The sequence below is a fragment of the Simplicispira sp. 125 genome (assembly GCF_003096555.1).
Classification (GTDB): domain Bacteria; phylum Pseudomonadota; class Gammaproteobacteria; order Burkholderiales; family Burkholderiaceae_C; genus Simplicispira.
Genome location: NZ_QEKM01000001.1, coordinates 2,914,769 through 2,926,825, shown reverse-complemented (window position 1 = coordinate 2,926,825; position 12,057 = coordinate 2,914,769). Strand labels below are relative to the sequence as shown.

Below are 12,057 nucleotides of genomic sequence, written 5' to 3'. Positions count from 1 at the left end.
CTGTTCACCTTCAAATCCGGGATTCGTGGCGTCAAACCGTGATCGGTTTCATCCGTTGGTGCCAGTTATCGGTGCTCCCTGCCGCGAGGGCAGGATTTGGTCGGCATAACGGTCAACAGGAAAGCGGATCACGCCTCGCAGGTTGATGCTTTCCAGCCTGGTGGGAGCAATTTTTCCGATCAGTTCCGGCGGAATGGCCTGGCGGCGGTTCGACCAGCGATCCAGAACAGCCTGCATTTGTGACGTGTTCCACGCCATGACGATGTTGGCCAGCAGACTCAACGCGTCGGCCACAGCCTGCATTTCGTCCACACGTTTGGCCTGTGCCGGGCTGATCCGGCCGGTGTAAATGGCGCGCTTGAGGGCGTTGACCGCCTCCCCCCGGTTGAGCACCCGGCGCAATTCATTCCTGAAAGCGTCCTTAACAAAGTAGTCGGCAAGGAACGCGGTTCGCAGCAAACGTCCCAATTGCACGCCAGCGTCATAGATGGGGTCACCCTGGGCAGCAGAGCCAAACCGCGCCAGTGCTGCCACCGCACTGGCGTGACCACTCATGACCGAAGCCGCCAGATGCACCAGGCTGTCCCAATGCTTTTCGATCAGGGCAACGTCAACATTGGCCTCGCACACCGCAGCTATTTCGGCTGGCACCTTGGCGCCGCGAGGCACGAACAGGTGGCGTTGTTTCAATTCCTTCAACCGCGGGCAAAGATCAAAGCCCAACAACCGGGCCAGTGCCATCGCAAAATCGGTGTAGCCGTGGGTGTCCACCGCCAGTTGGCTGGTTTCAAGGCGTTCCTGACGTATGACGCCTTCAATGGCCACGCCAGCTTGGCGCTCATTGAGCACGAAGGGCTGTGCGTGAAAGATTCCCCAGCGGTCGCGTACATGGGAGTAGATGCCAATGGAGGGCGTGTTGCGCCGGGGATCAAGCCGGGCCTGCCATACCCGCTTGGTTGTCTCCATGCTCATCATGTCAGAAGACGCCAGGTCTGAACGGCCCCAAGTGGTGGCGATCGGGTGGCGTTGCATAAACTCCAGCACCGCCTGGCAAGCCTGACTCAGACGGCGTTCGTCCCGTGCCCAGCGCATGGCCTGGCGGATGCTGGTGGCAGACAACTGCGGAATCATGCGCGCGCATTCGATGGCTGTCAGACTGGTGCCGTGGGCCATGATGCCGGCATAGACCATCAGCAGTTCCGCTGTTGACCGTGGTTCACGGCCGAGCATGATCCAGCTGAAGCGCACCTGGGCGTCAACGGCCAGAATCACTTCAGGCAATTGCACTTCGCCGATGCGGTGATCCAAAGCCGCCCGTAGCTTGGTGACTTCGGGGTCTTCGTCTTCGGCGGGTAAAACTGAGAGGTGGAGTTCATCGTCGACGCGCAGTACGCCACTGCGTGCCGCCGCAGCCACAGCATCGACACCTGCAGTTACCTTGGCCAACAATGGCTTCAGAAAGGTGGCCGCCTTGCCGGGCAGCGACAGACGGGCATAGTGCTTCTTGGACTCGTCCTTCCAACGTTCGTCCGTGAAGAACAGGCGTGCACGGCCCCTAAAACTCAAGCTGTGCTCGATCCAGACCGATCCATTGCGCACCGCGCGGCGCAGGGCAAACAAGGTGGCAACCTCCAATGCCCGAAACGCCCGTTCCCGGTCTGGGCTGGATATGGCGGCTTGCCAGACCTTCCCCAGGCCTGGCGCGACAACGCCATCCGGCAACTTTCTGATGTTACTGGCGTAATAGGCGCTCAATTTCGTCAGGGCGTCGATGGTGGGATGCTCTCCGGTGGCTTGCCATGGAAGCTTTGCAATTGCCACAAGCAGTGAGCGTACGGGGCGAATGACATCAATCAATCCTTCGCGCACAAGGGAGGCCCGACTGGGTGGCTTGCGTTTCTGGGTTTCGATGACCAAGGCTTCAAGCCGTGCGCGCAGCTCGGCGTCCGGCACAGCGCCCTGGGCGCTCAAGGCCACGAGTTCGGCCAGTAGCGTTTTGTACATCGCCGCCCAGTTGACGGTGGCGGGGACCTCGGCAGCGGTCTGGCGCCACAGATCGGCAATCCGGCGCTGCACCATCAAAATCAACTGGTCCGTGGTGGTGAACAGGCAATACCGCAGAAAGCAGGCGACCTCCACGGTGCGCGCGGGTTCCTTGATCTTGGCGCCGGCAGACGGCGGCCGAGAGACTAGTCGGCGCGCGTAACGGCGCAAGATGAGATCGGGGATGTCGGTCAGGTGTTTATGAACGTCCAGCTCGTACAGCAGATCGATGCGTTCAAGTACCTCGCTGATTTGGCGGGTTGAGTGCTTGGCCGGCGCCGACCACAGCCAGCTTTGTTGGGTTTGTCCATCTGGGCGCAGCTCTGCAACCGAGGTTCGCCACCGATCAAGGGTTGCCGGATCGACGCTGGCGGCGATTGCAGCACCTGTCTCCGCTTCGAGCTGGGTGAGTGCGCTCGCAATCAAAGTCCGGATGGCCCGCTCGTGCACGATCACCAGCTTATTCTTGTACAGCCATTGGCGGGCCCTCCCGAGCAGTTGATCGCGGTCGGCGCAACGGGCCACTTCGTCCCGCAGTTCACGCACCAGGGAGCGGCGTTGGTGCTCGCTCATCCACCGAAAACCAAGGGCCGTGCACGCTACTTGCTGGTGATCGAACAGTGTCTTCTCCCGCCCGTACAGCGTGCGCAGCGAAGCCACATCAGGGGTGGCAATGCCAAGTTCCTCGCTCAAGTGGCGCCACAGGGCGACGGGAACCACCCGAAAGGCATACAGCAGGCGGCCACTCATGCGCAAAAACCCGATATGCAGCGCCAGACCGAGCTTGTGGGCGTCACCCCGGCGCGCATTGATTGCCTCGCGCTCTGCACCATCGAAGGTGAAAAACGCCTTCATCTCGAAGTCACTGATATCGCGGGGCAGCTCACGCATCCCCAAAAACGTCGTTTGCCAGTCCTGCATCGTGAACCCCATTAGTGGGAGGCCACGATACCCGTTTGAGAAGTGAACAGGAAAGCCAACAGAATCAACGATCTACCAACACCACCCCCGCGCCAGTGCTGGGTTTGCGTACCGCCAGTTATTGCACTGAAAACGAGGGGACCCCGTCTTCGGCTACAGCAAGCTCACGCTGGACATGTGCGACCTGGGCGAGCGCTGCGGCAAGCATCGCGTGGCGCGGTTGCTCAAACTCGAAGGCCTGCGCTCGTAGACGGGCTGCGGCCACAGGCCTGGGATGCGAGGGGGCAAGCCCGCAGTGGTTGCGCCAAATCACCTGCAGCGCCAGTCAAGGTAGCCGAGCCTAACCAGTCCTGGGTCACCGACATCACCTACATCCGAACCCACGAAGGCTGGCTGTACCTGGCGGCTGTGGTTGATCTGTTCTCGCGCCAAGTAGTGGGCTGGCCTATGGGCAGCCGCATTGACACGAGCCTAGTCCCTCGATGCACTGCTCATGGCACTATGGCACCGCCAGCCGCATGCGCCGATCATGGTCCATTCCGATCAGGACTGCCAGTTCTCCGGCCACGAGTGGCAGACCGTCCTGCGCGACCATAACCGGGTCAGCAGGAATCCCTGGTGGAAAGCATATTTCGTGGCAGGACGCGGCTTGATTACAAATCTGTCATATACAAATTTCGTCGGATTTTAATTGATGCAACTCAAGTAGACGAGGATTTGCGCCGTTAATCTACCCCAGCGGCGACGAAATTTATGGATCACTCCCAACCCGACAAACACACCGGGGCGCTCCTGCTAGCCAACCTTTCAACCGCGGATGGGGTACCGGGAAGCCCCCGCGCGAACCGGGCGCTGCATAACAGCAGATCACGAACGGATGCACATGCAAGACCATCGAAACCATCTCCTAACGCATCGCGCCCGTCTGCACCGCGAGGCCGACGCAGCGTTCGCGCAGTGGGCCGCCGGATACGGTGTGATCCAGCACTCACCACAGACACAGTTGCGCATCTTCGAGATGGCGCAGCTGCTGGTGGCGCAATGCCGGGCCGCTTCGCCAGCGGACGTCTATCACCTCCTACGCGCCGCAGACTGCGTCGCGTCGGCGGCCATGTGGCTGACAGTTCATATGACCTACGCCCAGCGGGTACGGTGGGACGGTGCCCCTCTGCAACCCGACGAGTACAAGCAAACGCCTGAGGGTCATACCGGTGGGTCGCTCAACATGGTGCCTGCCTACGCCGGCTACCTGGCGGCGAACTCGTTGACCGGCCATACGCGCGGCTGGATCATGGGGCAGGGCCACAGCGTCGCTGGCGTGGAGGCAGTGAATCTGCTGGTGGGCAACATGCTGCCGGTCCAGGCGCAGCGATACGACGTAAGCGATGCCGGCCTGACGCGCTTCGTGGGCGATTTCTATTCCTATGCCATCGGGCCCGATGGGCGGCCGGAATCCCCGCTGGGCAGCCATGTCAACGCTAGTACAGCCGGTGGCATCTCCGAGGGCGGCTATCTCGGGTTCGCCGAGCTGCAGTACGTCCACATCCCGCTGCCGGGCGAGCGCCTGGTGGCCTTCCTGAGCGACGGCGCCTTTGAGGAGCAACGGGGCAGCGACTGGGCGCCCCGCTGGTGGCGCGCCGAGGACAGCGGCCACGTGGCGCCGATCATGATCCTCAATGGCCGTCGCATCGAGCAGCGCAGCACACTGCAACAGCAGGGCGGCGTGCAGTGGCTGAAAGACCACCTGCGCCTGAACGGCTTTGACCCGATGGAGATCGACGGCACCGACCCGGCAGCTTTTGCCTGGGCGATCTTCACGATGGAGGATCGCCTCGATGCCTGCACCGAGGCCATCCGCACGGGTGCCGGCGGCTACCCGGTACCGTTGCACTACACCATTGCGGAAGCCCCGAAAGGCTACGGCTTTCCCGGCGCTGGTTCCAACGATGCGCACAACCTTCCGCTCGGTGCCAACCCCCGGGTTGACGCGGGGGCTCGCGCGCTCTTCGAAGAGGGGTCGAAGGCGTTGTGGGTCTCACGCGAAGACCTAAGCTCCGCCGCAGCGGTTTTGAATCGGCATGATGAGCAGCGTCGGGTGCGCGAACGGGATCACGCCTTCGCCACACGCAACGTGCCATTCCCGTCTCTTCCACCTCTTGCGTCGCTCGCGCCCGGTGAGCGCGAATGCTCGCCGATGGAGGGGATCGACCAGGCGTTCACGGCGCTGGTGGCCGCCAACCCGCAGCTGCGGGTGCGGGTTGGTAACCCGGACGAGCTGCGCAGCAACCGCATGGGCCGCACGCTCGACCTGCTCAAGCACCGCGTCGTGGCGCCGGAGCAGGGCGTGGCCGAGTCCATTAGCGGGTCCGTGGTCACCGCCCTCAACGAGGAGGCTGTGGTCAGTGCGGCCCTCGCCAACAAGGGGGGGCTCAATCTGGTCGTTTCCTATGAGGCCTTCGCAGCCAAGATGCTGGGCGCTCTTCGGCAGGAAATCTTGTTTGCCCGCCAACTTGCGGATGCAGGGCGTCCCCCCGGCTGGGTGTCGGTGGTGGTGGTGGCTACTTCTCACACGTGGGAGAACGGCAAGAACGAGCAGTCACACCAGGATCCTTCGTTCGGCGAGACGCTGCAGGGCGAGATGAGCGACGTCTCCCGTGTCCTGTACCCGCCGGACTGGAACACGGCCCAAGTCGCCTTGCAGGCCGCCTACCAGACGCACGGCCAGTTCTGGACGATGGTCGTGCCGAAGAGGGCGTTGCCGGTCTGGTTCTCTGCGCAAGAAGCTGCGCGTTTGGTGCGCGATGGCGCCCTGTGCATCCGACCCGCACCCCAGGCACGCATTCTGTTCACTGCTGTCGGTGCCTACCAGCTGGGTGAGGCTCTCAAGGCCGCCGAAAGGCTGGAGCAGCGCGGCGTCGCGGCTGCCGTGAACTACATCATCGAGCCCGGGCGTTTCCGCGTCGGTCGGGACGCCCGCGAGGCTGCGCACCAGAGTGCAGCGACCGGTGCACTTTTCCCTGCTACGCAGGATGTGCGCATCTTCCTCACGCATACACGTCCGGAAGCTCTGGTTGGTTTACTGCGGCCCCTTGACACCGGCGCGCAAACGACTCGCGTGCTCGGGTACGTGAGCCGCGGCGGGACGCTGGACGTTGCAGGCATGCTGTTCGCGAACCGAACGACATGGGCCCACGCGGTTTGTGCCGCATCGAAAGCGGCAGGTCTGGAAGTGGAACGGCTGCTCGACGCGCCGGAATTGCAGGCTGTCCGAGGCAGCGGCGATCCCCGGATCATCATGAGTTCTTACTGATCGAAAGGAACAATATGCGAATTACTTTCCTGGGTGCCGCGGGCACTGTCACCGGATCGAAATACCTGCTGGAGCACGGGGGCAAGCGCGTGCTGGTCGACTGCGGGCTGTTCCAGGGCTTGAAGCAGCTGCGGCTGCGCAACTGGGATGTCTTCCCGCTGCAGCCTGAGACGATCGATGCTGTCGTGCTCACCCACGCGCACATCGACCATAGTGGTTACCTGCCCGCACTGGCGCGCCAGGGGTTCAGAGGCCCGGTGTTTTGCACCGAAGCCACGCGCGACCTCTGCGCGTTGCTGCTGCCGGATTCGGGGCACCTGCAGGAGGAAGATGCGCTCTACGCCAATCGTCGCGGTTTCTCGAAGCACAGTCCGGCCCTGCCTCTTTACACGGAACAGGACGCCCGCAAGACCTTGCGCCTGTTCCAGCCTCAGCAGTTCGACGCCGAGTTCGAGCCGGTCGAGGGGCTGCGAATGCGTTTCTCGCTCGCCGGCCACATCCTTGGTGCCGCCAGCGTTCATGTGCAGTGGGGTTCAGGGTCGTTGCTGTTTTCGGGCGACCTTGGGCGCGACGAGGACGTCGTCATGCGGCCGCCGGAGTCACCGCCTGCGGCGGACTACGTCGTCATGGAATCGACCTATGGCGACCGATCGCATGAGAAGGAAGATCCCGCCACTGCTTTTGCAGAGGTGATCAACCGCACTGCAGCGCGCGGAGGTGTGGTCATCGTCCCCGCCTTTGCGGTCGGACGAGCGCAGTCACTCATGTACGTGCTGGCCACCCTGAAGCGCGAAGGCCGCATTCCAGACCTGCCGGCTTTCCTTAATAGCCCGATGGCCGCCGATACGACGGAGCTGTACCACAAACACCGTTCGCAGCACCGGTTGACGCCCGACCAGTGCCGGATGATGTGCACCGCAGCCAAGGTGGTGAACTCTGTGGAGGAGTCGCGCAAGCTGAACGACATGCGCTATCCCGCCGTCATCATTTCGGCCAGCGGCATGGCCACCGGCGGGCGCGTAGTGCACCACCTGAAGGCGATGGCACCGAACCCGCGCAACACCATCCTGCTGGCCGGCTATCAGGCTGCCGGGACACGTGGCGCAGCGCTCGTTAACGGCGCAAAGCAGATCAAGATTCACGGCGACTACGTTCCCGTTCGCGCGGAAGTCGCTAGCCTGGGCTCCTTGTCCGCACATGCTGACCGGGAGGAGCTGCTGCGCTGGGTGGGACGGATGCCGCAGCCGCCCAAGCGGGTGTTTGTCACCCACGGCGAGTCTGTCGCTGCCGACAGCTTACGCCTCGCCATCCAGGAACAGCATGGCGGGGCATGCACTGTCCCGGAGCATATGCAAGCCGTGGAGCTGGGATGAACGCGCTGGCTGCCCATCTGCCGCATGGCGCGGGGCTGATCGCACGCCGCGCGGGGATCCTCACGTACCAGTCGCCGGTTGTCTACATGCGGGTCGACTGCGAAATCTGCCGTTCGGAAGGGTTCGAGGCCCAGACGCGCGTGGAGATCGAATGGGATGGTCGAACGGTCATCGCCACTGTGCACCACGTGGCCGCTGAATGGCTAGGCCACGGAGAAGCGGGCCTGTCGGAGCCTGCCTGGCGGGCTCTCGGCCTCTCTGGGGGCGAGATGCTCGCTATCCGCCATCCCCCGGTGCTCGAATCCGAGCGGCATATCCGCGGCAAAACCTATGGTGCGCCGCTGGACTATGAGAAGCTCAAAACCATCATGCTCGATGTGGCAGCTGGCCGGTTGTCCGACCTGCACCTGGCGTCCTTCGTCACCGCCACGGCGGGTGGCCGGATGTCGCACGAGGAGACGGTCGCCCTCACCCGCGCCATGATCGACGTCGGCGAGCGGCTGCACTGGCCATTCTCGCCGGTGATGGACAAGCATTGCGTTGGGGGGCTGCCTGGCAACCGGACGACGCCGCTGGTGGTGGCCATCGTCACCGCCTGCGGTCTGGTCATGCCCAAGACGTCCTCCCGGGCCATTACCTCTCCGGCGGGTACCGCGGACACCATGGAAACCCTGGCGCCAGTCAACCTGGATCTGCAGGCCATGCGCCGGGTGGTCGAGAAGGTCGGCGGTTGCATCGTCTGGGGAGGCTCCGTGCAGCTGAGCCCGGCGGACGACGTGTTGATCCGTGTCTCGCGTCCGCTCGACCTCGATGGCGCCGCGCAACTGGTCGCCTCTGTGTTGTCTAAAAAGGCAGCGGCGGGGTCGGAGCGCGTGCTGATCGATATTCCGGTCGGCCCGACGGCCAAGGTTCGATCCGAACAAGCGGCAGATGAACTCGGCGACCTCCTGAAGCATGTCGGCGAGGCGGTAGGCTTGCAATTGCGTGTCGTCCGCACCGACGGCACGCAGCCTGTCGGTCGAGGCGTCGGTCCCGCCCTAGAGGCGCGGGATGTCCTCGCCGTCCTGCAAAGGGGCTCTGCAGCTCCGGCAGATCTGCGCGAGCGGGCGTTGCTGCTCGCCGGACACCTTCTGGAGATGGGCGGAAAAGCCGGCCCCGGTGCGGGCTATTTGCTTGCGCAGCAGGCGCTGGACAGCGGGCAGGCCTGGACCCAGTTTGTTGCCATCTGCGAGGCGCAGGGTGGCCTGCGCCAGCCGCCCGTGGCACCGCACATGCGACCGTGCCTTGCCGGTGTAGCGGGCGTGGTTACCGCCGTCGACAACCGGAAGCTGGCGATGGTTGCCAAGTTGGCAGGAGCGCCAGGGGCGCCGGCCGCAGGCATCACGCTGGAAGTGAAGCTCGGGGATCGGATCGCGCGCGGCCAGCCGCTGTTCCACGTTCATGCCCAGACCACCGGAGAGCTGGAGTACGCGCAGTCCTATGCAAACCGCCAGCAGGGGCTGGTCACCATCAAGGAAACAGCATGAACATGATCATTCTTCCCGCACCTGGCGCCGAGCAGGCGGCGGCCGATCTCGCGGTGCACCTGCAGGCCCTGGTCGGCCGAGTGGAGGCGCGTCACTTCCCCGACGGCGAGTCCTACCTGCGGCTGCACGACGATCTCTCTGGTAAGGACGTTGTGGTCGTTGCATCCCTGCGCGACCCAGATCCGCAGGCGCTGCGCCTGTGGTACCTGGCGCAGACCGCCCGTGAACTGGGCGCCAGCCGGGTCGGTATTGTTACTCCCTACTTGCCCTATATGCGCCAGGACAAGCGCTTCCAGCCAGGCGAGGCCGTAACTTCCGTGACCTTCGCTCGCTTCTTGTCGCAGGCGTTCGATTGGCTGGTGACGGTTGATCCGCACCTGCATCGCCGCGCCTCGCTCGACGAGGTGTACTCGATTCCGGCCGAGAACGTGGCCAGTGCACCTGCGATCGCGCGCTGGGTGGCCGCCCACGTCCCAGAGCCGGTGATCGTTGGCCCAGATTCAGAAAGCGAGCAGTGGGCCAGCGACGTAGCTGCTCGCGTCGGCTGTCCATTCATTGTCCTGTCCAAGCGCAGGCTCGGTGACCGTAGTGTCGAGATCAGCGTACCCAAGGTCGAGGCACACGCAGGCCGCCGTCCTGTGCTGATCGACGACATCATCTCCAGTGCACGCACGATGGCTGTGGCTGTGCGGCAGGTGCGATCGGTGTTCAAGAACGATCCCGTGTGCATCGGCGTGCATGCGGTGTTCGCCCTAGATGCAATGCAGCTGCTTGAGGACGCCGGCGCGGCCAGCGTGGTGACCTGCAATACGCTGCCGCATCCGAGCAACGGCATCGACGTAATGGGCGACGTGGCCCAGGCCGTTCGTGCGCGAGTAGGCAGCGTGTCGGGATAGCCGGATCAAGACGCTTATTTCAGCATGCACCGGTCAATTCATCACGCGCTTGGCGCGCATCGAACGCCCAGGCTTTTTCTTCGTGACAAGTTGGGCTTGGCTGCACGGGGTCTGATGGCTTGGGGGAGCTGCGGTACCGCTGACGGCGACCGTCTAGTCGCTCAGGAAACCTGGCGCGAACTGCGAGCGTGGGACCGGCTCAATGATGAGGCGCTCTACCCATTTCATCGACTGCTTAGACCCTCTTTCTCAATGCACCACACATCAAACTGCGAGCTGACCCCGTTCGAGCGTCTCAACCGCGATTGCTTCTGCCTTAGCCTGGATCCAGCGGCGCTGGCGGCCGCGCTCGACGCCGAGCTCGGCTCCCCGAGCTTGTCGCAGTTGGTGCGGGAGCGATGCCCTTACTTGTTTGCCGCGCAACCAGTCTTTGTCGCACGGCCCCCGCTGGAGCGCATGGCAAACGTCGTGCGGGCCATCGAGGCGGTAGTGGCACTCCCGGCGTACCGGGAACAGGTTCTGGCGGATGCCCCAGCCATTGCGCACATTGGCGCAGGTGGCGCGCAGGGTGTGTTCTTCGGCTATGACTTCCATCTGGATCGGGACCGTCTCGGCCTGATCGAAATTAACACGAATGCGGGTGGTGCGATGTTGAATGCAGTGCTGGCTCGCGCTCAGCGCCGCTGCTGCCAGGCTGTGCAGGCAATGGCACCCGACGGCGCCAGCGTCACAACATTCGAACAACGGCTTGTAAACATGTTTCGCCGTGAGTGGCGACTGGCGGGCCACTCTCGGCCGCTCGCGTCGATTGCAATCGTGGACGAGGCACCGCAGCAGCAATACCTGTATCCAGAATTCCTGCTATTCCGGCAGCTTTTCGAGCGCCATGGACTGCAGGCCGTCATTGCCGATCCGTCTGAACTGGCATGCCGCCACGGCAGGCTCTGGCACGGCGAGCTGGCTATAGACATGGTTTACAACCGAGTCACGGATTTCTATTTGGATCTGCCTGCTAACGCCGTGTTGCGGCAGGCGTGGCAAGAGCAGGCGGCAGTTCTCACGCCCCATCCCCAAGCGCACGCGCTCTACGCCGACAAACGACGTCTGGCGTTGTTCAGTGACGACGCTGCGCTGCGGGCCTTGGGCGTTGCGGACGACGACCGGCTGGTGCTGCTGGCGAACGTGCCGCGCACCGAAGTGGTCGATGCAGCGCATGGCGACAGGCTGTGGGCGGCGCGCCGGAGCCTGTTCTTCAAGCCAGCGGCGGGCTTCGGTAGCCGCGCCGCGTACCGGGGGGACAAGCTCACGCGCCGAGTCTGGGAGGAGATCATGGCGGGAGCCTATGTGGCACAGGCCTTTGTGCCTCCCGGCGAGCGCGTCATTCCGAATGAGGGAGGATCGCAGTCCATGAAGTTCGATTTGCGCGGCTATGCCTATGCGGGAGGCGTGCAGTGGGTCGCGGCACGCGTGTACCAAGGGCAAACCACGAACTTCCGCCAGCCGGGCAGCGGATTTGCTCCCGTTTACACCACGGTGGATGCATCCGGCCGCGGAATGGGCGAAGCGGACGGCGAATTTGCCTCTTACGTGTTCCTGCTCGACGAGGAGGGCGAGGTGCATGCCTTGCCGCATGTGTTGTATGTGGCGCTCGCCCGGGGTCAGGCCTTGGCACCGATGTTGGCGGACCGTACGCTGCGCCTAGCGGACTGGTATGTCCGGCTCCAGGCCGGCGGGGAACCGGGGGCGGTGGTCAACGAGACCTATGGGCTCGTTCGCTTCGACGGCGAGGGGCACTTCAATTTGGAGGTTGCCCCAGGGGACAGCGCGTGGCCGACTCCTGCGGAGCGTAGACGAATGCAGGAACTGCTGCTGTCGTGAGCAGGCATCGAACGGCGCCCCAAAATAACCGAGCGGAGTTGAAGCCGCTTGACCTTCCCACGATGGTAAGCCCGAATATGTCGTTTCGGGGGGCGGGCACAGCTGCTGCT

The 12,057-nt window shown here is 63.7% G+C and carries 6 protein-coding genes and 1 pseudogene; 6 read left to right on the top strand and 1 reads right to left on the bottom strand.

Annotated elements, in window-relative coordinates; all coding sequences use genetic code 11:
- Positions 1-48: 48 nt before the first annotated feature.
- Complete coding sequence (locus tag C8D04_RS13670; RefSeq protein WP_116006189.1) at positions 49-2,964, bottom strand: Tn3 family transposase; 2,916 nt, start codon at positions 2,962-2,964, stop codon at positions 49-51.
- Between the two features lie 145 nt (positions 2,965-3,109).
- Here C8D04_RS13670 and C8D04_RS13665 point away from each other — a divergent pair.
- The 6 genes and pseudogenes from C8D04_RS13665 to C8D04_RS13640 form a co-directional block, all read left to right on the top strand.
- Positions 3,110-3,571 (top strand): annotated as a pseudogene (locus tag C8D04_RS13665) (IS3 family transposase); the annotation flags it as partial.
- A 276-nt stretch (positions 3,572-3,847) separates the two neighbouring features.
- Positions 3,848-6,274 carry a xylulose 5-phosphate 3-epimerase gene (locus C8D04_RS13660; RefSeq protein ID WP_116006196.1) on the top strand — a complete coding sequence of 809 codons (2,427 nt, stop codon included), beginning with the start codon at positions 3,848-3,850 and terminating at the stop codon, positions 6,272-6,274.
- Positions 6,275-6,288: 14 nt separating this feature from the next.
- Complete coding sequence (locus C8D04_RS13655; RefSeq protein WP_116005342.1) at positions 6,289-7,647, top strand: MBL fold metallo-hydrolase; 1,359 nt, start codon at positions 6,289-6,291, stop codon at positions 7,645-7,647.
- Positions 7,644-9,173 (top strand): thymidine phosphorylase family protein, encoded by a 1,530-nt coding sequence (locus C8D04_RS13650; protein ID WP_116005341.1) that lies wholly within the window; start codon positions 7,644-7,646, stop codon positions 9,171-9,173. Before C8D04_RS13655 ends, C8D04_RS13650 begins: the two co-directional genes overlap by 4 nt.
- A complete protein-coding gene (locus C8D04_RS13645) occupies positions 9,170-10,069 on the top strand; it encodes a ribose-phosphate pyrophosphokinase (protein ID WP_116005340.1) in 900 nt (299 codons plus the stop codon). The genes C8D04_RS13650 and C8D04_RS13645 overlap by 4 nt, the downstream gene beginning before the upstream one ends.
- A 252-nt stretch (positions 10,070-10,321) precedes the next feature.
- Complete coding sequence (locus C8D04_RS13640; protein ID WP_116005339.1) at positions 10,322-11,947, top strand: hypothetical protein; 1,626 nt, start codon at positions 10,322-10,324, stop codon at positions 11,945-11,947.
- Positions 11,948-12,057: the final 110 nt, after the last annotated feature.

What these genes read in the sequence shown, in the direction of transcription:
- C8D04_RS13670 (WP_116006189.1), bottom strand. Translation starts at nt 2,964, where the DNA reads ATGCAGGACTGGCAAACGACGTTTTTGGGGATGCGTGAGCTGCCCCGC.
- C8D04_RS13660 (WP_116006196.1), top strand. Translation starts at nt 3,848, where the DNA reads ATGCAAGACCATCGAAACCATCTCCTAACGCATCGCGCCCGTCTGCAC.
- C8D04_RS13655 (WP_116005342.1), top strand. Translation starts at nt 6,289, where the DNA reads ATGCGAATTACTTTCCTGGGTGCCGCGGGCACTGTCACCGGATCGAAA.
- C8D04_RS13650 (WP_116005341.1), top strand. Translation starts at nt 7,644, where the DNA reads ATGAACGCGCTGGCTGCCCATCTGCCGCATGGCGCGGGGCTGATCGCA.
- C8D04_RS13645 (WP_116005340.1), top strand. Translation starts at nt 9,170, where the DNA reads ATGAACATGATCATTCTTCCCGCACCTGGCGCCGAGCAGGCGGCGGCC.
- C8D04_RS13640 (WP_116005339.1), top strand. Translation starts at nt 10,322, where the DNA reads ATGCACCACACATCAAACTGCGAGCTGACCCCGTTCGAGCGTCTCAAC.